The sequence below is a fragment of the Haladaptatus rarus genome (assembly GCF_054177585.1).
The window spans coordinates 869,997-889,460 of sequence record NZ_JBPEHG010000001.1; the positions used below are offsets into that span (position 1 = coordinate 869,997).

The 19,464-nt window shown below is 62.0% G+C and carries 20 protein-coding genes and 1 tRNA gene; 6 read left to right on the forward strand and 15 right to left on the reverse strand.

The genetic code is table 11. The annotated features are described in order from the left end of the window. Positions 1-32: 32 nt before the first annotated feature. On the reverse strand, positions 33-593 hold the full coding sequence (locus tag ACR3FE_RS04845; RefSeq protein WP_458205901.1) for an NUDIX hydrolase: 561 nt from the start codon (positions 591-593) through the stop codon (positions 33-35). A gap of 279 nt (positions 594-872) precedes the next feature. On the opposite strand from ACR3FE_RS04845, the gene ACR3FE_RS04850 reads away from it, so the two are divergent. Beyond that, complete coding sequence (locus ACR3FE_RS04850) at positions 873-1,775, forward strand: hypothetical protein (RefSeq protein ID WP_458205902.1); 903 nt, start codon at positions 873-875, stop codon at positions 1,773-1,775. On the opposite strand, the gene ACR3FE_RS04855 is transcribed toward ACR3FE_RS04850, so the two are convergent. From ACR3FE_RS04855 to ACR3FE_RS04885, 7 genes are all read right to left on the reverse strand, one after another. Further along, complete coding sequence (locus ACR3FE_RS04855) at positions 1,767-2,489, reverse strand: profilin-fold protein (RefSeq protein ID WP_458205903.1); 723 nt, start codon at positions 2,487-2,489, stop codon at positions 1,767-1,769. The two genes, ACR3FE_RS04850 and ACR3FE_RS04855, sit on opposite strands and share 9 nt — an antisense overlap. 129 nt (positions 2,490-2,618) lie before the next feature. After that, positions 2,619-3,032, reverse strand: a complete 414-nt coding sequence (locus ACR3FE_RS04860) for a cupredoxin domain-containing protein (RefSeq protein ID WP_458205905.1) — start codon at positions 3,030-3,032, stop codon at positions 2,619-2,621. A 224-nt stretch (positions 3,033-3,256) separates the two neighbouring features. Beyond that, complete coding sequence (locus ACR3FE_RS04865; RefSeq protein WP_458205906.1) at positions 3,257-4,033, reverse strand: hypothetical protein; 777 nt, start codon at positions 4,031-4,033, stop codon at positions 3,257-3,259. A gap of 577 nt (positions 4,034-4,610) precedes the next feature. Continuing rightward, positions 4,611-4,683, reverse strand: a tRNA-Pro gene (locus tag ACR3FE_RS04870). Positions 4,684-4,734: 51 nt separating this feature from the next. Beyond that, a complete protein-coding gene (gene trmY, locus ACR3FE_RS04875) occupies positions 4,735-5,331 on the reverse strand; it encodes a tRNA (pseudouridine(54)-N(1))-methyltransferase TrmY (protein ID WP_458205907.1) in 597 nt (198 codons plus the stop codon). A 156-nt stretch (positions 5,332-5,487) separates the two neighbouring features. Further along, positions 5,488-6,399 carry a glycosyltransferase family 2 protein gene (locus ACR3FE_RS04880; RefSeq protein WP_458205909.1) on the reverse strand — a complete coding sequence of 304 codons (912 nt, stop codon included), beginning with the start codon at positions 6,397-6,399 and terminating at the stop codon, positions 5,488-5,490. 290 nt (positions 6,400-6,689) lie between these two features. Further along, complete coding sequence (locus ACR3FE_RS04885) at positions 6,690-7,937, reverse strand: sugar phosphate nucleotidyltransferase (protein WP_458205911.1); 1,248 nt, start codon at positions 7,935-7,937, stop codon at positions 6,690-6,692. 415 nt (positions 7,938-8,352) lie between these two features. Here ACR3FE_RS04885 and ACR3FE_RS04890 point away from each other — a divergent pair, with 415 nt between their 5' ends. From ACR3FE_RS04890 to rnhB, 4 genes are all read left to right on the forward strand, one after another. Next, on the forward strand, positions 8,353-9,969 hold the full coding sequence (locus tag ACR3FE_RS04890) for an outer membrane protein assembly factor BamB family protein (protein ID WP_458205913.1): 1,617 nt from the start codon (positions 8,353-8,355) through the stop codon (positions 9,967-9,969). 77 nt (positions 9,970-10,046) lie between these two features. Next, positions 10,047-11,342, forward strand: coding sequence for a tRNA pseudouridine(54/55) synthase Pus10 (locus ACR3FE_RS04895; protein ID WP_458205915.1), 1,296 nt, complete (start codon positions 10,047-10,049; stop codon positions 11,340-11,342). A 154-nt stretch (positions 11,343-11,496) separates the two neighbouring features. Beyond that, complete coding sequence (locus ACR3FE_RS04900; RefSeq protein ID WP_458205917.1) at positions 11,497-11,703, forward strand: hypothetical protein; 207 nt, start codon at positions 11,497-11,499, stop codon at positions 11,701-11,703. 128 nt (positions 11,704-11,831) lie between these two features. Beyond that, positions 11,832-12,470: a ribonuclease HII gene (gene rnhB, locus ACR3FE_RS04905; protein ID WP_458205918.1), complete on the forward strand. Its 639-nt coding sequence runs from the start codon at positions 11,832-11,834 to the stop codon at positions 12,468-12,470. Positions 12,471-12,525: 55 nt separating this feature from the next. Here the strand turns inward: rnhB and ACR3FE_RS04910 are convergent, their stop codons facing one another. The 5 genes from ACR3FE_RS04910 to secF form a co-directional block, all read right to left on the reverse strand. Beyond that, on the reverse strand, positions 12,526-12,798 hold the full coding sequence (locus tag ACR3FE_RS04910) for a hypothetical protein (protein ID WP_458205920.1): 273 nt from the start codon (positions 12,796-12,798) through the stop codon (positions 12,526-12,528). 89 nt (positions 12,799-12,887) lie between these two features. After that, positions 12,888-14,081 (reverse strand): carboxylate--amine ligase, encoded by a 1,194-nt coding sequence (locus ACR3FE_RS04915; protein WP_458205922.1) that lies wholly within the window; start codon positions 14,079-14,081, stop codon positions 12,888-12,890. Continuing rightward, complete coding sequence (locus ACR3FE_RS04920) at positions 14,078-14,650, reverse strand: arsenate reductase/protein-tyrosine-phosphatase family protein (protein ID WP_458205923.1); 573 nt, start codon at positions 14,648-14,650, stop codon at positions 14,078-14,080. Before ACR3FE_RS04920 ends, ACR3FE_RS04915 begins: the two co-directional genes overlap by 4 nt. 129 nt (positions 14,651-14,779) lie before the next feature. Next, positions 14,780-16,345: a preprotein translocase subunit SecD gene (locus tag ACR3FE_RS04925; protein WP_458205925.1), complete on the reverse strand. Its 1,566-nt coding sequence runs from the start codon at positions 16,343-16,345 to the stop codon at positions 14,780-14,782. Beyond that, positions 16,342-17,196: a protein translocase subunit SecF gene (gene secF, locus ACR3FE_RS04930; protein ID WP_458205926.1), complete on the reverse strand. Its 855-nt coding sequence runs from the start codon at positions 17,194-17,196 to the stop codon at positions 16,342-16,344. The genes ACR3FE_RS04925 and secF overlap by 4 nt, the downstream gene beginning before the upstream one ends. Positions 17,197-17,307: 111 nt before the next feature. Here secF and ACR3FE_RS04935 point away from each other — a divergent pair, with 111 nt between their 5' ends. Next, on the forward strand, positions 17,308-17,649 hold the full coding sequence (locus tag ACR3FE_RS04935) for a DUF7968 family protein (RefSeq protein ID WP_458205928.1): 342 nt from the start codon (positions 17,308-17,310) through the stop codon (positions 17,647-17,649). Here the strand turns inward: ACR3FE_RS04935 and ACR3FE_RS04940 are convergent. After that, positions 17,646-18,533 carry an ATP-dependent ribose-1-phosphate kinase gene (locus tag ACR3FE_RS04940; RefSeq protein ID WP_458205929.1) on the reverse strand — a complete coding sequence of 296 codons (888 nt, stop codon included), beginning with the start codon at positions 18,531-18,533 and terminating at the stop codon, positions 17,646-17,648. The genes ACR3FE_RS04935 and ACR3FE_RS04940 overlap by 4 nt on opposite strands. A 73-nt stretch (positions 18,534-18,606) precedes the next feature. Then, on the reverse strand, positions 18,607-19,419 hold the full coding sequence (locus tag ACR3FE_RS04945; RefSeq protein WP_458205931.1) for a DUF63 family protein: 813 nt from the start codon (positions 19,417-19,419) through the stop codon (positions 18,607-18,609). Between the last annotated feature and the right edge of the window lie 45 nt (positions 19,420-19,464).

Genomic DNA, 19,464 nt, shown 5'->3' on the forward strand with positions numbered 1-19,464 from the left:
GGCATAACCACGGTGATGGTGTAAGAATTGCGCTACTCGTCCGACCCGAACGCCTCGTAGTAGAGCACGCCGAGCGCGGTTCGCCCGTCGAACACGCCATCTGCCGCGATCTCTTCGCGGAGGGTGTCCAACGCTGTCGTCTCCGGGCGGATACTCTCGTTGTGGTCGAGTTCCTGTTCACCCGTCGGCGTGCAGTCGTGAGCCACGAAGAAGTGGAGGACGGAGTCAGCGATCCCGTTCGCTGGTTCGACGCTGGTGAGATGCCGCACTGTATCCGCCTCGTACCCCGTCTCCTCGGTGAGTTCGCGGTGTGCCGTCGCCACGAGATCGTCGTCCTCGGGTTCGACGCCGCCAACGGGAAGCCCCCGCGAGACGCGCGATACCGCCTGTCGCCACTCCTCGATGATGACCACGTCGCCATCCTCGGTGAAGGGGAGGACGACCACGCTCTCGGGTTCCGAGAGGTAATCGAAATCGGTTTCAGTTCCATCGGGGAGACGAACGTCCTCGTTCCGCACGTCGAAGCCAGGGCAGGTGTACGCCACGCCCGAATCGAGGGTCTCCCACGCGAGCGGGTCGTCTTCGTCGCTCATACCCGATTCTTTTCGGGAACGAAAAAAGACGCATCGGTCTTCCGTCGACGGGATAAGCGATGTCTACACCGACGACAGCGTCGAGAAAGCCGCCATTTCCTGTAGCCTCGGTGAAAAACGGTTCTCGTGATTTATCGTAACGACCGTTGAATTTCCCGCAATCCAGCTATGCAACCGGATCGCGTCAGTCGACGAAGCCTGCTCGGAGCGACGGCAGGTCTGGTCACCGTAGGGAGAACTCGTACCGAGAGGAGAATTGACACCGAAGGGAAACGAGAGATGAATCACTTCGTCATCTTCGGCGGCAGTCCGGACACCGTCATCGAGTACGAACTCACGGTGAGTGGACGCCTGCGAAAGAGTGGGCGGAGCGGCGGCGCACCCATCGCAGACCGGCACGTCACGCAGGACGGAGAAGACGGCATTTCGGGTGATGGTACTCACGCAAGCGGAGCGATCGCCGGGGGTGGCGATGCCTATCGATTCACCGGGCGGATCGTCCGATTTCGAATCTCCCCCAACGGTCGGACCGGTACGGCCGCGCTGTACCGAAACGGCCAGCGAGTCCAGTCGAACGAACTCGGTGACAACCCGGCGGCAGACACGCCCATCGAGTTCGTGGACTGCAGCACTGCGCGGGTGACTGGCGATTTCCAGAGCGTCCGTATGCACACGAGTTTCTGGGACGAGTCCGGACTCGGAACCAATATCCTGTTCGATGGCCCCGTCAGCGGAACGACCACCCTCAATCCGGTCGCAGCCCACGACTCGTTCCCCTTCTCCATCGACACGGTGAGCGTCGATAGCCGAGAACTCCAGACGCCGGGGCAGCCCGCGAAGTTCACGGCGGACAATCCCTACGCCGGGCCGTGGTGTGAAGAACAGGGATTATCGAACCACATCGTCATCTTCGGCGGGAGCCCTCAGAACGTCGTTCACTACCAGTTCGCCGTGAGCAGGAAGGTACGCAAGAGCGGCGAGAACGGGGGTGCCCCCATCGCCAGTCGACACGTCACCATCGACGACGAGGATAGTATCTCCGGCAAGCGTGTCCGTGGTGCCATCGCGGGGGGCGGTGACGCCTACCGGTTCTCCGGAGAACTTTCGCAGTTTCGGATAGACGGTGACGCGACCGTCTACCTGAACGGGCAGAAGAGAGATCCGAGGGCCCTCTCAGAGTGAAATCTTCGAGAGATTGGCTTCCAGATCGTCTACGTGCTCGTTGAACGCCTCCACGAACCCCTCGAACTCCGGCGCGAGTTCACGGATGTCGGGTGCCGACGGCGGTTCGTACTGCGAGACGAGATACGTCCCACCCTGTCCGCCGACGCGGAGATAGGACGCCCGTCCCTCTTCCCACTTCAACTCCCATCGCTTGCCGCCCACTCGTGTCGTAAACGACCCGTAATCGACGCCGTCATAGCGGTGTAGCTCTCCGGCGATAGTGTCGGCGACCTCGCGGATGCGCCCGACCACCCGGTCACGCTCGGCGACGACGGTATCGGTCGAGGCGACTGCGGGAAACTCCGTGGAGACGTCGTCTAACACCCCTTCTTTGGACGCGACGTGTTGGTTGTACGCCTCGACGAACGCATCGTAGTCCTGCATCGCATCGGCGAGTGCGTCCGGGTCTGGCGGCTGTTTGGACGAAACGACGTACGTCTCGCCACCCGATTTCCCCTTGAATCGGAGGTACTGGAGGTCACCAGCCTCGTACTTCAACGTCCACTCCCCGGCTGGCGTGTCGAAGGTCACCTGCCCGTAATCGCCACCCTGCAAGAGCGCGAGTTCGCGGGCGATCTGCCCGGCATGTCGTGTGACCGCCGCGACGACCTCGTCGCGCTCCGTGGCGGCGTCGGTGGTTTCAGAAATGTCGAGTTCGATTCCGTCGGTCATTGGGTGGTCGGTAGGGGCGTGGTGGGATAACGATGGTGACTTGATGTTCGTCGATCGCTCGCCGTCGCTGGCCGATAGCGTCGGAAGAGAGGATAGGGAGAGGAGATTCGAGTCCGGCGAAACGCCCGGTCACTCGACGACGAGTGTCCCCTTCATTCCAGCCTCTCGATGACCGGCGACGTCACACCAGTAAGGGAACTCTCCGGTCTGGTCGGGCGTGAACGAGACGCCGTCGGTCTGGTCGGGCTGGATCGTCTCCGTCTTGACGTCGAAGGTGCCGACCGTGAGATTGTGTGCGACCGTCCCGACGTTCTCGAAGGTTATCGTGAGTTCCTCGCCTTTCTTCGCCTGTATCTCGGCGGGTTCGAGTTTCCACTCGGAGCCCTCGACCGTCACCGATTTCGACGAATCTGTCGTCGGCTCCGACCCGGTCGACCCGCCGTCGAGGCAGCCAGTGAGCCAGCCTACGGTCGAAAGTGCACCCCCAGTCAGTAACTGGCGTCTGTTCGGTCGTCGATGCTCGTCAGTTGGCGCGAATTTCATGGATATGGTCTCCTTCGCGGTCGTTTCTGGTCGGCCGTGTTGTCCTCTTCAGACCCGTACGACATCGTCATGCGTGCCCTGTGAAGACCAGGTCGAGATCCGACCTGCATCGGCCACGAGCTACGACGGCCAGTTCTTGAACGATCCGTCGACGATCTCTTCCCGCTCGAACATCGCGTGGATGAACGGTTGCTTCTCACCGTTCGGTAGCTCGAACGCCGTCTTCACCGGATCGAACTTCGGCCCTCGGGTGCCCCCTTGATCGGCAACACCACCCCGTGGGTGTGGTGAACCTTTCCAGCGATGGTGTTCTCCGGCTTGAGCGGTAGCTCTTCGTCGATTGCGAGTCGATAATCCTTGTCACGGACGGTCTGGGTGGTCATGAAGTGAACCACCTTGTTCGTATCCGCAACCTCACCGTTGACCTTCACGTTACCGAGCGCCCAGAACGCGCCGTAGGTGTACACTCGGGGCATCAGCGGCGATCCGGGCATCCCCGACCCGTGGTGCCAAGCGTCGGTGATGACACCGCCGCCGGTCTCGTATCCCGGAATCGGTGGTTTGACGACGTGATCGTACTCGATCTCGTAGTCGTTGTCCGCCGGGTCGGTGAAGGTTGCCATCAACTCGGCGTCGCCGGACGTTTCATCCGGTTTTCCGGGAGTGTCCCAGGGCTGTCGATCCTTGTACGTGACCTCGAACTCGCCGCTGGTGATCTTTGCATCGTCGCTGTAGAGCGTCGGTACCGTCAGCTTCTGGTTGGCGATGGGGTCGTCGACCGAGGCACGCATCTTCTCGGGTGCGCTGACGAGGAAGGGCAGGTCTTTCAACAGTTTCGGGACGGTCGGTGGCGGAGCGTCCTGCGCCCGTTCGATGGTCGACTGGAGATAATCAGCACCGCGTCGCGGGTTCTTGGGCGTCCCGAACACCGACGGACTAAGTCGGCGTTCGCCGGAGAGCACCCAGTACACCGTCTTATCTGCACCCTGTCTGACAGTCACGTCCTACCCGACCTGCGGTGTCGAAGTCTCGGTCGAAGACCCCGGTGATACCCTCTCCTGAAGTTGGTTGCAGCCAGCGAGAGAGGTGATCGCAACTGCGCTTGCGCCGAGGAACCGGTGTCGATTTATTGCCATATGCTAGCATTGGCCGCAACAGCAATAAGTTATAAATAACGGCATTGTCTAGTTAAGTGATTCTGGGGTAGAGTGGCGTTTCAACGTCTCTACCGTGTGGAGCTAACGAATTACTTCATCTCATCACGACTAGAGTTTCGGTGAAGCAGTCGATTCCCGTCGTCTCACGATGCAGCCGATCTTATTATCAAAAATCAATTACTTACGATCAGTGCGAAAATCTTTTCAATCGTACCACTGTCACTTGGTTTTCCATATCTAGACAGTGCCTAAATAACTGAACTATAACGGGGTCAACACTGGTTAGAGAGTTTCCTGATGGTGACCGAGTGGGTTCTGGATAGTGCGATTGGAGAACCGCCAAACCTGTTATTCACACGCCTGAACAGTTTGCGGGAGAAACGCCTCGCTTCGCTCGTCGGTGAGTGACGTGAGGTAGAGATGGGCCGGCGCAGATTCGAACTGCGGTTACGGCCACCCGAAGGCCGAAGGATACCAGGCTACCCCACCGGCCCGCAAATCGAACAATGGCGACACCTGCCTTTAACGGTTCCGGAATTGTGGTGTCAGTAGTCGGTGTACCCCCGCGTATCGAAGTAGTTGTGCACCACTGTCATCGCGTGATTTCCGTGGAGAAGGCTCGGCCCCAACCGCACTCGCTCGGCCGACACGTCGGCCAGCAAGTCGGCCTCGCTGTCGGTGAAATCGCCGTGGTCGGAGAGAACGAAGAGTGGATTTTCGGGCGGCTCCACATCGACCACCGGAGTGCCGTCTTCGTGGAGTTCGATGACGGTCGCGTCCCTGCTCGCCTCGGTCAGAACCGTTTCGAAGTCGCGCTTGGAGACGAACACGCCGGGCGTGCTCTCGGCTTCCATGTAACCGATCGCTTCCGACTTGGCTTCGAGAGCCTTGCGAATCAGTGCTGCCGTGCTTCGCTCGTCGGGGTTAAGACGGCGGAGTTCGCTCCCTTCGAATCGGATCGTCAGTTCGTCCTGCAAGACGAGAAAGAGCCGAACGTCGCTGCGGAAGTCGTGCGAGAGGAAGAAGGCGCTGTTGACACATCGGCAGAGGGTGTCGAGTCGGCCCGCCCCGCCCGCGAGGTCGTCCAGGGAGAAGTCGGGCGTCGTCGGAGCGTCGTGACCGAGGACGATGAACTGTCGCATACGTGGCGGGTCGGGGTGGGAGCGTAAGTCGTTTGTCTTCCAGGCCGCCACGATTTCAGTCCAACTCACGGCGGTTTCTCATGGGAGTCGGCAGCGTGCTCACCGCCATCGCTGGAATCGGTGGCGCGGGACCGTTCTGCACGTTTCGAAAGAAGCCTACCCTTCGTCTTCGCCGAAATGCTCGTAGGCCCATCCAGCCGTCGCGGTCAGGCGCTTCATGTACGCGATGAAATACAGCATCACGATCTCGTGCCACGCCAGTGACGCCCGCTCGGTCACGCGCTTGTAGAATCGGGTCGGATGAGGTGGCAGGTAGTTACGCGGGTTCAGGACGCTCGGTTTCTCGACGCGTTCAGGATGATAGCGTTGCATCTGAGCGCGACCCCGACCCAGTCTGAAGTGTTTCTTCAGGAGCGAGGTGAGCGACGACCGCGCGGGGTGGTACATCGTGATGGCGGGTTGGTAATGTTGGTTGAAGCCAGCGTCGTACACCCGATTGCCGAACTCCTGGTCTTCTCCCGAGAAGAGCCGTTCGTCGAAGTCACCGACCTCGTTGAACACCCCTCGCCGGACGACGAGACAACCGGTTCCGGAGAACTGCTGTTCTTCGATATACTTCCGGATGGGAAACCCGAATATCTGGTTGTACTTCGCGGTGAGGGTGTCTTTGTCGTCTTCGATGTAGATCTCGACGTCACAGCCCATGTAGTCCCATTCGTTGGACTCCATCGACGCGACGGCATCTTCGAGCCACGAGTCCTCGACGGTCATGTCGGCGTCGATGAACGCCAACAGGGAACCTTTCGCTCTGCTGATCGCTTCGTTCCGTGCGGCCGCAGGCCCCTGTACCTCGTCTTCGACCAGGAGGGTCACGAGGTCGGGGAACCGCTCGCAGTACTTCCGGATGACGTCTCGGGTGTTGTCCGTCGAACCGTTGTCGACGACCAACACCTCGTATGCTTCGTGCGGATATGTCTGGTCCGTGACAGCATCGAGAGTCATCCGGATGCCTCTAGGATCGTTGTAGACCGGGATGATGACAGAGACAAACGACCGCTCGGAGGCCATATCGTCACACTGTTCTAGCACGCATATAGCCCCTTCGATTCCGTAGACACGGCTTCGGAGACATCCAGCGCGTGTCGTCGCAATGGCGGTTCGACCCGGCGGACGTTACCTTCAGAACTGTCACGTTCGTGTCTCTCGTAACCTATACACTGCCTGTCGGTTCGTTCGTCGTATCTTCGTGTCATTTGGAACGCTACCGCTACGCAGTCACTCGTTGCTGCCCGATTTCGAGACGATTGTAGCGTATCGTACTCCGGAACCAAGCATAAAAATTGTGGCAGGAGGGGTCGTCAGCGAACGACTGTCGAACGCTCTTCGACAGTTCCATCGACTGACACACAGGCGCCGATGCGCGTCTCCGACCCGACGAGCGTTCCGGGGGCGAAACTCACGTTGCCTGCGACGTCCACGCGGTCGGCGAGGAGGGCACCGAGTTGCTGATGTTCGTGGATGGTTCCGTTCACGCGCACGTCCGCTGCCCCACCCGGAATCGTGGTTCCGGGGCCAAGCGAGACGCTCTGGCCGGTGACACAATCGACGAGCGTGGCGTTCGCACCGACGTGGGTATCTCTGTCGAGCACCGACTGCTGGACGACCGCGTTCGAGCCGACGGTCATGTTCTGCCCGAGGACGGCGTACGGGCCGACGACCGCGCCGGGGTGAACCGTACAATCCGAGCCGACGACCACGGGTGGCTGGAGCACCGCCGAATCGTGGACGTTGGCGGTGTTTGCGACCCAGAGTCGGTCATCGCGTTGGGGTTCTGCAACGTGACCACGGACGAGGAGTTCGCGGGCTACGTCGAGCAGATCCCACGGATAGGTCGCGTCCACCCAGAGGCCGTCGGTGACGACCCCTCGAACCACGGCGTCGGTGTCGAGGAGTCGGGCGAGCGTGTCGGTCAGGGCCAACTCGCCTGCCGTGCTCGGCGTCGCTTCGATGGCGTCGAAGATGCGCTGGTCGAAGGCATAGACGCCAGCGTTGAGGAGTCGATACCCGTCGGTAGTGGGCTTCTCCACGATGGTCTGGACGCGGTCGCCGTCCATCACGACCGCCCCGTACTCCGCCACGTCGGCACGTTCGATGGCGGCTAACGTCGCAGCAGGGTGGTCGTGGTTTGCCGGGGAATCGCCGTTTGCCGAAGGGTCGTGCTCTCCGTAGTTGCGTTCGAACGCCTCGCGCACGTCGGCGACCATGGCGGATTCGATGATCTGGTCGCCGTTGACCACGAGGAAGTCGCCGTCTACGTCGTCGCGAGCGGTGAGCAGAGCGTGGCCACTTCCGAGCTGTTTGTCCTGTTCGACGTAGGAGACGGACGCCCCGCGATAGTTCGACCCGAAGTGGTCGCGTACGCGGTCGCCTCTGTAGCCGACGACGAGATGGAGCCGGTCGACCCCTGCATCGACGAGTGCATCGAGGACGTATTCGAGTACCGGACGCGTCGTCGCCGGGAGCATGGGTTTCGGGCGATTGCGGGTGAGCGGTCGGAGTCGCGTCCCCTCCCCGGCGGCCAACACGACAGCGGAACTGACGGTCATGGAGTCTCTGTCAACGACCTTCGATTTCAGCGTTCGGGATGGTACGATGGGACAGGGAGCACCTACTCGGGTATCGGTCACATTCGGTTGCTATTTTCGTCCGATTCGCTGGTTTTCTCCGATCTATCGGTTCGTCCGGTTCGCTCACTTTCGAGTCGTCTACCGGTTCCGGTCACGTTAAAGGATATAAAAGCTCGTCCGAACCACTACCGATAGACGTTCAAATTTCGGATACACCATCGTTATCTAACACTTAACTCGGGGTCGAGACGAGCGCAACAGTTCAGCCATCGATTAATTGTCCGATAGTAAGGTTGTGGATTCAACTACTGTGACTTGCGCCGACCGATCGATCTCGAAATCGGCGCTGTCACACGATTATGACTACGACACCGAACGCTCGGAGAAGAACAGGATGAATCGCAAGCGAGCACACGTCGGGGTGTTCTTGGCCTTGCTCGTCGTCGTCTCGTCCGCGTCGTTCATCGCGGTGACGGCGCAGCGGTCCCCCGCGGTGGCGAGTACCGACTGGTCGTCCGACCGCGCTGATTCCGGTCGAACCAGTGCGACGAACGACACCGCCTCGGCCCCGTACGCGACCGAAGACTGGAATACGAGCTTCGACGCCCGCGCTGAATCGGTTCCAGCGATCGTAGACGGAACGGCGTACGTGTCGGTGACGACCGACGCCGACCTCCCCGCGACCGGTCGCGTCGTCGCCTACGACACGGAAAGCGGCGAGAAACAGTGGACGAGCGAGAAAGTCGGTGCTGCGACCGGGTCGCCCGCCGTCGCTAACGGGACGGTGTACGTCGCGACGCGTGGCACGGAGGCCGACGGGTACGAGGATAACGGCGGTCTGTACGCGCTCGATGCCGAAACCGGTGAGGTCAGATGGCGTGCCGAAAGTGCGCCGAGAGGCGATCCGATCGTCCACGATGGCATCGTCTACGTCGGCTCCACGGCCTATGACGCCGAAACCGGCGAGAGACTCTGGTACAGTTCCAAGCGGATAATCGGCGTCGTCGGCGACACGGCCTACGCACAGAACGGCTCTACCGTGGCGGCGATGGACGCGGACGATGGCTCGGTCGAGTGGAGCGCACCAATGCCGACCTCGACAGAAGCTCACAAAGTCGAAGGAGCGGTCACGAGCGAGCACATCTTCCTCACCATCGACACCGACGGTGACACGCAGCCGATCTACGCACTCTCGACGGACGACGGGAGCGTCGAGTGGAAGCGTTCCGTGCCGCGGGAGGGTAAAGAACACGAGAACCTGATCTCGGCACCGGCAGTGAAAGACGGGTCGGTGTACATCAGCACGCGAAGTGACGACGAATCAGAGTACAACCAAGAAGTGGGGACGGTCTACGCGCTCGACACCGAAACCGGTGACGAGCAGTGGACGTACCAGACGTCAGCAGACCACCTGTCAGAGCCCACGGTGAGTAACGACACGGTCTACGTCGGTGGTCGGTACTTCAGCAAACTGGAGGACTCCGATGACACCGTTCGACCGGCCGTACCTGCCATCTACGCGCTCGATGCGAACGACGGCGAGGAACGCTGGAACTACTCAGTTCGAGAAGCCGGGTCTCGCGTCCCGTACTCCCCGGTCGTGGCCGATGGAAAGGCCTACGTGACAGTCCGCGAGTGGAACGGAATCTACTCCGACGAGAGCCAGTTGTACGCACTGGAATCGAGTGACGAGAAGCCGCCACGAAACCATCAGGTCGCCGAAGACAGGCCGGCGGCGCCACGAGTGACCATCGAAACGACCCCGGAGGATGCCGAAGATCGCACCTTCGAGGAGAACCAGACCGTCGTCCTGCGAGCGAACGCGTCGACGGCCGAGAACGACGAGGTCGTTCGATACGAGTGGGACATCGATGGCGATGGTGAGTTCGAGAAGACGGGCGAGGAGATAACGGTCACCACCGACTTCTGCGGTGACCGTACCGTTAGCGTGCGCGTCGTGGACGACGACGGACTCACCGGAGAGGATTCGGTGACGCTGACCCGGAGCTGAGACCACAGCCGATCACATCCCCACCTTTTTCGGCCGAATCGGAAACCGGTTTACCGCGCGACTCCCACCGATGGGATATGGACGTACTTTCCGCGGCGCGGCGGGTCATCGACGAAGACCCGGTGTGCGATGCCTGTCTCGGTCGCCAGTTCGCCGACCGGAGTTTCGGGTTGACGAACGACGAGCGGGGCCACGCGCTCCGAATCGCGGTCGCGCTCGAAGACGACGAAGATTTCGAGGAACCCGACGAGGAGTGCTGGGTCTGCGAAGGTCTCACCGACGACTTCGAGACGTACGCCGAGCAGGTCGCCGACGCCCTCTCGGGCATCCAGTTCGAGACCTACCAGGTCGGAACGCGCACCCCACCGCTCATCGAGGAGAACGAATCGCTCCTGCGCGAGTTGGCCGACCTCCCCGAGGACGCGGGCGAACTATTCAAATCGGAGTACAACCGCGAAGTCGGCAAGCGCGTCGGGCGACTCACCGACACCGAGGTCGATTTCGAGCGCCCGGACGTGCTCGCACTGTTGAACCTCGAACGCGGTGACGTGGACGTGCAGATCAACCCCGCGTTCGTCTTCGGCCACTACCGGAAACTGGAGCGGGACATCCCGCAGACGAAGTGGCCCTGCCGGGAGTGCGGCGGGTCGGGCAAGCAACTCGCCGAGGGTGGCGGCGAAGAAGACTGTGATTACTGCGGCGGTAGCGGCTACCTCTACGACGAGAGCGTGGAACAACTGACGACCCCACCCGTCCTCGACGCGATGGACGGCGAAGAGGCCATCTTCCACGGCGCAGGCCGCGAGGACGTGGACGCCCTGATGCTCGGGACCGGGCGACCCTTCGTCATCGAGGTGAAGAAGCCCCGGATGCGTACTCCCGACATCGACGCCCTCGAAGCGGAGATCAACGACTTCGCGGACGGAAAGGCCGAAGTCGACGACCTCCGCCTCGCAACTCACGAGATGGTCGAGCGCGTGAAGGAACTCGACGCCAGCAAGACCTACCGAGCGCAGGTCGAGTTCGGCGACACCGTCACGGAGACCGACCTCGCCGCCGCCACAGAGGAACTCGACGGCGCGACCATCGAGCAGTTCACGCCGAACCGCGTCGACCACCGCCGGGCGAGGCGCACCCGCGTCCGCGAGGTGTACGACATCGACGCCCACCTCGAAGACGAGCACCACACCGAAGTCGAGGTTCACGGCGCGGGCGGCCTCTACATCAAGGAACTCATCAGCGGCGACGAGGGCCGAACCGAACCGAGTTTGGCTGGCTTGCTCGGTGTCGACGCCGAAGTGACAGCACTGGATGTCGTCGCGGTGGAAGGCGAAGACGAGCCCTTCGACCTGCCAGAGTACCTGCGGGGGTGAGTTTTCGATCCCGCGGTTCATCGTCGATCGCTGGAACGGACGGCTGGTGGGGTGGAGTTCGAGGGGCGGAGGCTCGGATGGAGTGGCGTAGCGGAGGACACTCCCGAGAATCCGAGTCAACAGAGCTATGACGGCCGACGGCTGGAATACATGTATGTCTTCTGAACGAACGTGCCCCGACTGTGACGGGACGCTAGAGCAGATGAAACTCAGCGGAACCAACGCGATGGGAGACATCAAAATCGTCTCCGAGGGGCCGAAAGAGGGATTTCTCAGTAGCATCCGAGCGGACGAGATACTCACGCCGGTACCCTACGTCTGCCCCGAGTGTCGGCGAACCATCTTCTACGCGGATGATTGAACCACACGTCCGATTTCTCGTCTCACCGTCACTGCGTCGAGGGACGTTCACGTTTCGTGACCCTTCGAGCGACGACTTCTACAGGTAAATGAGAAACGACCATATGCCGAAAGCACATCGTAACGAGCGTGTTCGGCGCAGACGAAGCGGGCAAGGGGCCGGTGCTGGGGTCGATGTTCGCCGCCGCAGTCGTGGTGGACGACCCCGAGGCCCTCCCGAAGGGCATCGACGATTCGAAGAATCTCACCCCGGAGCGCCGCGAAGAACTCGCGGAAATGATCCGCGGTGACGACACGGTTCGGGTCGGTGTCGCGGAGATTACGACCGAGCGCATCGACCACCCCGAGACGGACATGAACAGCCTGACCGTCGCGGCCCACGCCGAAGCCATCTCGCAGGTCGCAACTGACGGAGAAACAGGTATCATTGACGCTGGCGACACCAGCGAATCCCGGTTTGCCCGCCGGGTCACGGAGGGAGTCGAAGCGATGGTCGAGATATCGGCAGAACACGGCGCGGACGAAACCCACGCTATCGTCGGCGCGGCGAGTATCGTCGCCAAGGTCGAACGAGACGCACACGTCGCCCGCCTCGCGGAGAAACACGGGTCGGTGGGGAGTGGCTACCCGAGCGACCCGAAAACCCGGCAGTTCCTCCGGGAGTACGTCGACGACCACGGCGGTCTCCCGGACTGCGCTCGCGCCTCGTGGCAGACGAGCAAGGACGTGCTGGCGGCCCGCGAACAGTCCGCACTCGACCAGTTCTGAGCGCTCGAATCGTCAGTTCCGAGCGTGAGATTCGTCGTTCTGTTCTTCGTATTTGTCAGTTTACCTCGACAGTTCGGAACGGTGGAAGGTTCCACGCTTGTAGTATCCGCCACACAGAAAGGACGACGAGGGCGATTCCTGCAACCGCGAGTCCTGGCTGGAGCGTTGCCGTACCGGCGAGTCCGTTGATGGCGAACATGAATCCCCAGAACAGAGCGATTCCCGCCAACACCGTCCAGAACAACCGTTCACCCAGGACGCGAAGTTCTGCGCGAACCGCCCTGCGAACCACGCGTTCCAGTCGTTCGTCGGAGATTTCGTCGGGCATGACTCCCGATACGGTCCGAGTTGGTATTATTGTTTTTTCGGGAACCAGTTTGGAACAGGCCAAAGATAAAATGCTGAACTCGACACCAGTCACTTCCCGACCAGCGCCGACACGGCACGTTTTATCGGAGCCGATGCCGCGGGAGCAACTCCATCGACGGTGTTCGCCACATCCCGAACGAACGGCTTCGGGTCGTCCAGCGACCAGAAGTCGAAGTTTCGATCCGTGAGGAGCGAGGCAAGCACCCGAGCCGTCGCCGCCGGAATCGACGGGCGTTCGACGTGGTCGTAATCGTCGCGAAGGAGGCTGACGAGGTAGACGAGTTCACCCCGGAGGACGTGGCTCCCGACACCGGTCGCGTAGCCGTCGTCCGGTTCGCGCACGCCGCGAGCGAGCTGGTAGTACCGATAGGGGAAATCGACGCCAGCGTGGACGGCGAGTTGGAGCGACCCCCAGAATCGCGGGTTCACTTCGAGCAGTTTGAACTCCCCGTCGCGCGGGTCGCGTCGGAACTCCACCATCGCAGGCCCGTGCCAGTCGAGCGCCGAGAGCAGTCGAACACCCTGTTCGTGGAGTTGTGGATGAGCCACCGACTCGCGGAAGACACTCGCGCCGCCGGAGTACGTGTAACTCCGAATTCGGCGGTGCTGGAAGGTGACGACCGGTTCGCCGTGGTCGAAGAGGGCGAAGAAACCGTACTCGGAGCCGTCGGGGATGCACTCCTGGACGATGGGTTCGTGGCCCATCCGGTGGACGAGACGGTCGATGTCGGGCTCTCCGGAGACGAATCGCACGTCGGGATACGCGGTTCGATTGGCCCGCACGAGCACGGTGTAGCGTGATTTGACGACCGTCTCGTCACCCCAGTCGTCCCACTCCGAGAGCAGTCGCGTCTCTGGTGCGGGTATCCCCACCTCTCGCGCTCGTTCGAACAGTCGATGGCGGTCACGAGCCGACGCCATCGCCTCGGAGTCGGACCACGGCGTAGCGACGTGTTCTGCGAACTCCTCGCGGTATTTCGAGAGAACGTAGCTCTCGGGTTCTCGAAGCGGGACGATGGTCTCCACGTCCGGGCGTTCGGCCAGCGCCAGCAGACCATCCCGATAGCCAGCGATGTCGTCGCCCGGTGCGGGCAGGCAGGCGGTCTCGGTGACGTATTTCGAGGCGAACGCAGGTGCCGAGTCCGACTCGGACGCCGCGATGATCGGGATTCCGCGGCGACCGAGCGACCGGGTACAGGCGAGGCTACTACCCGCGGAGATGGCGGGGACGACGACGCTCATCCGTCCTCCAGTGTGGCGAGCAAACTGTCGACCGCGTCCGTCACCTCGCCGTAGACGCGCCGAAACCTCGCTTCGTCTGCGTCGTAGGGGTCTTCGATCTCGAATCCGTCATCTGCGTCGAACGACTTGAGGAAGTACGCCTTATCGAGTTCGTGCTCGTATCCACCTTTCAGGTGCCAGTAGTTCCACGCATCCATGAGCAAGACGAGGTCGCTCTCCCGAAGCAGGTCTTCGTCCACGCACTGTGACCGGTGGTCGGTCAGATCGACGCCGAACTCGTTGGCGACCGACACCGCGGTGTCAGGACTCGACCGTCCCTCCTTCTCGATGAAGCCAGCCGACCGAACCGTCGCACAGTCGTACTCGTCGTCCGCCAGTCGGGCGCTGAAGTATCGTTCAGCGAGCGGACTGCGGCAGATGTTTCCCAGACAGAGGAAGGTCACTGCCGGTTCCGGTGGGAGCCGACGTACCGCGGTCTGGGCGTCCCGCGGGCGGGCACCCGGTCGCAGGCGGAGCCGCTCCATCTCCACGGAGAGTCGCCGTCTACCCTGTCGGAGGTGGTGTAACATCGTCCGCGATTCGACGCAGGTGCTGTTATAGGCACAGCACTGTTGCGAGAGTAAACGGTGCCTACGGCGCTCGTAGGCGGAAGATACCGGCGAAAGAACGGGAAACGACGTGCGGGAGAAAGAGAGGTGTTACTTGTCGGTGAGCAGGTACCGCAGGATGTCACCGTAGGCCGGGCGCGTGACGAGCACGCCGATGAGCACGCCGAGGATGGTGATGATGGCGAACCCTCGCAGGTCGCCAAGCGAGAGCACCGCCAGCGGGCTCATGGCGATGATGGTCGTTGCGGCGGCGGCCCCGATGACCCAGAACGCCTTGCGGAAGCGTGACTGGAAGACCCGCGAGGAGTTCACGTCACCCTCGCTCATCACCTCGTCGGCGATGATGATGAGGTCGTCCACACCGGTTCCGATGACCGCGATGAACCCAGCGATGTGCGAGAGGTCGAGCGGTAACTGGATCGCAGCGGCGAACCCGAGCAGGATGGCCACCTCGGAGAGTGCCGTCACGATCATCGGCAGTGCCACCTCAGGTTTGCCGTAGCGGACGAAGACGGTGCCGCTCACGGCGAACACGGCGGCGATACCCGCGACGAGCGAGTACAGTTTGAACTCGGTTGCGAGGCTCGGCGCGAGGTAGGTCGTCGTCCCCGCCTGCGTGTCGAGCGACGCCGGGAGCGCACCTGCGCGGAGGTTGATCTGGAGGCGACGGGCCTCGGACATGTTCGTCGTCAACATCCGGAACGTCGGCTGTTGCTTGAACTCGCCGCTCTGGATCTGGGGGGCGAGACCGCGTCCCATCGACGCGCCGTAGACGACTTTTCCGTCGACGACGGTGTACAGACAGTAACCACCTTCATCTACGGGTGCTCCCGCGTTCGCGTATGCACAGGCCTGAATCCCCTGGTCGCTCGTGAACCCCTTCTGGTTCATCACGCGGACGAACTTGTCGGCTGCCGAGTCGGTGAGCGTGACCGAAACGAACGTCGTACCAGACTGGTCTTGCTGTGCCGGTCCGACGCTCGTTATCGATTTCTGGGTGAGTACCGTCGTGTTCTCGTACGAATCGTTTCCGGTCGGGTAGTGTGCGAGCACGGTCACTTGACCGCGTTCGGTCACCAGTTGCTGCATCTCGGACTGGTTCGCGTTCGGCATCTCGACCTGGACGAAATGCTCGTTGGTCGCCGTCTCGACCTGCTGGACGCGACCGCCAGCGAGTCCGGCTCTCGATATCTTCTCGCTGAGCGTTCGAACGATCTCGGTTCGGGTCTGTGCGGTCACACCCTTCCGAACGGTACCGTGGTCGATTCCAGCGGTGTCGAGCGCCGACTTCAGCTGGTTCGTCGCCACGTTGTCCGAGAACACCTCGACGGTCGTCCCCGACTGACTGTGGCGAACCATCACGTCCTGCTGGGCGACCCCGGAGATGTTTCCGGCGACGGCCTTCTGGACACCTGCGTCACCCATACCGCGTGGGACGTTCACGTCCTCTGCGGTGACGCCGTTGACCGGGGCGCGGATGCGAGTCCCGCCAGCCAGTTCGAGGCCGTATTTCAGGTTGGTCGGCCCGTCGTTCGTGACGAGTGTTCCGTTCTCCGTACTTCCGCCGACGGTTCCCTGTGGGACGAACAGCGCGAAGGCGCTCCCGAGCAGGAGGAGAACGAGGAGGCTGACACGCCACTGCTCTCGGATGCTCATCGTGCCACCCCCTCGTACTTGTACCATCGAAGGAGGCTCAGATTGAGCATGTAGGTGTTCATCAGGTCGGTCGCCAGTCCCATCACGAGCACCACGCCGATGGATGTGAGCAGGTCGATGCCGAAGATGAACGCCACGAGCGCCATCACCGACATCGCGGAGAGGGACGTGAGCGTCATCGTCACACCGGTTCGCATCGCGCGGTACGTGCTCTCGTAGAAACCACCCGACCGACGAAGGATGTGGTTGTTGAGCAGGATGTCGGAGTCCACGCTGTAACCGATGAGCATCAGGAGGGCGGCCACCGTCCCCAACGAGAGTTTGATGCCGAAGATGTTCATCAGCGCGAGCGGAATCACGATGTCGCTGAACGCAGAGAGGACGACGGCGATGGAGGGAACGAACGTCCGAAACATGAGGAAGACGAGGATGCTCATGCCCGCGAACGCGGCGACGAGGCCGTACAGTGCGAGTTTCTGCGAGTCAGCCCCGAAACTCGCCGAGGTACTCTGTACCGAACGCACCTCGTATCCTGCCTGTTCAGCTTGCGATTCAAGTGCCTGTGTGTTAGTATCCTGAAACGTTACGATGTAGACGTTCTCGGCAGACCGGGCGGGGGTGACCGAGACGGGGTCGAGCGTCGACTCGACCTGGGATTGTGGTGCTGTCGTCTGGATCCGCATCTCGGTTCCACCCGTGAACTCGATACCGGGCGTCACTGGCGCACCAGTGGTCAGCCACCATCCCGCGAGGACGAGGAGGGCCAGCACGAGAACCACGAGCGGCACCGCCGCGAGTTGCCGATTCGAGTACCGGGTGTAATCGACCTCCGGTACCTGAAACTCTACCATGGTCGATGGGTGCGGGACGGCCCTGAATAAGCCTTCTTAATTACTATGGCCCAACGTGTCGTTCGAAACCGCGCGGGAATACATAAACGGCTCGCGCCCCTACCGTTCGGTATGGCGACCGAAGAAGCCGTCACCGAGGGCGAAGCTGCGACCAGAGTCGTCGTCTCGTACCCTGAAGATCTGAGCGACTGGGGGCGATTCCAGGTAGAGGGGAGTCCCTTCCGGGCCTACCTGCGAAAGACGAGAGGCCGCGTCCGCGAGGGCGAACAGTGGGAGGAGTTCGTCGGCGTCGGCTGTTGTGGGAGTACGCTGGACGTGCCACTCCGTATCGAGCGCGTGGAAGGTGGCGACCGGATGGGCCCGGACACCGAGATCGTCTACGAAGTGCGCGAAGCCTGTGGGATCCGAGGCGGGTGGCAAGTCCAGAGTGCAGACGGCCCGAACGAGGTCTAGAACTGGTCGGCGAGGAACGCCTCGACGCGTTCCCGTGTCGGCGCAGTGCGCGCTCCGGCCTCCATCGACGCTAACGCACCACAGGCGTTGGCGAACTCCAGTGCGCGTTCGTAGTCTTTGGTATCGAGAAGTGTCGCGATGAATCCCGCAGCGAACGCGTCACCTGCTCCCGTCGAATCCACCGATTCGACGCCGAATCCAGGATGCGTGTACACACCCGTCGTCGTGTCGACGCGGGCACCCTTGCGTCCGTGTTTGATGACGACGACGCGCCCGTGGAGTTCCGAGGACGGATGTTCCAGATCCTTGTCCAGGAGCGCCGCCGCCTCGCGATCGTTCAGAAAGACGATGTCCGAGTAGGCGAGTGCGTGCCCGAAGTTCCGTTCTGCGAGGCGGCGACCGGGGTCGAAACTGACAGTCAACCCTGCGTCGGTCGCCACCTCTGCGAGCCTCGCCGCGGTGTCCGGGCGCTGGCTGGTGAGATGCAGATGGTCTGCCTGCTGGACGTACTCGCTATCCACGTCGTCCGGCGTAACGGCCTCGTTCGCACCTTCGTTTCCGAGCACCATCACCTCGCCTCGCTCGTCCACGATGAGGTACTTCGTCGTCGTCTCGATACATTCGACTTCGAGAACGTGTGTGCAGTCCACCCCGGCAGTGTTCAGTTCCCGCTGGACGAGCAAACCCTGTTCGTCCGCGCCGATGCTCCCGACGAGTCCCGTCTGTACGTCCATCCGTGTGAGGGCGACGGCGACGTTCGCGGCGCTTCCCCCGCCAGAGCGGCGTTGGGAGGTTATGCGCGCCTCTCCGTCGGGGTCGGGCAGGGAGTCCACCTGCAGTGTCACGTCCCAGTTGACGTGTCCCGCAGTTACGACTCGAACCATCGTCCTCCCCAGTCACGGTTCGCGGGCGGCATACCGTTTCGATAGGCGGGGCGTGGTAAAAAGTCCTGACGAATCAGCCCGTGATGGCGAACAACAGGAGGTTGTGAGCGCCCGGACCCAGCCCCACGGCGGCGACCACACCGAGCAGGAGGTAGCCCTCTGCCGGTTCGCTGGCGACGTAATCCGCGAACAGCAGGACGACGAACTCCGCGATGGCGAGTTTCACGAGCACGAACAGCCAGCCGACGCCGATCACGTCCGCCGTCGGGAGCACCTCCGCGAATTCGAGGATGGCTCGCGAGACGGGCGTCCGTTCGCCGAAACCGAGAACGTCGATACCGACCGCAGTCGAGACGGAATCGAGTGCGTGCCCGAACAGAGTGAGCGCACCGACAGCATCCGTGATGACCGCCACGTCCGGATAGAAGTACTGCGTCGCTATCCAGAGGGAACCGGTCAGCAGAAGGGCGACGACGAGCGCCACGAACGGCCACAACAGACGGATGCTATCGTTCTCGATGCCGTACCAGAGCGCGGCGAGGACGACGAGCACCACGCCAGCCGTCCCGACGCCAGCGAGCACTCGTGGAACTGGTGTCTGTAGCCGGTACACCGCGAGCAACCAGACGATGCCCGCGACGACGAACGTCGTGAGATACACCGAGGGCGTTCCGAACAGCGGCGCGACGCTCTCGGGAATCGCCCGAACCTGATAGAGGGCGTGCGAACCGGCACCGACGACCATCCACGGTGCGAGCGCGACGACGGTGCGTTCCGAGATGGTCGGTTCGGCACGCCAGAGCAACCACCCGACGAGACCGACTGCCAACAAAAGCGGGAGAAGATAGCTCAATGGCGGGAGTGAGAACCCTTCCGGCAGTACCATACACCGACACGCGAACGGAAGTGTCGAAAGGTTTGCGGTCTGCGC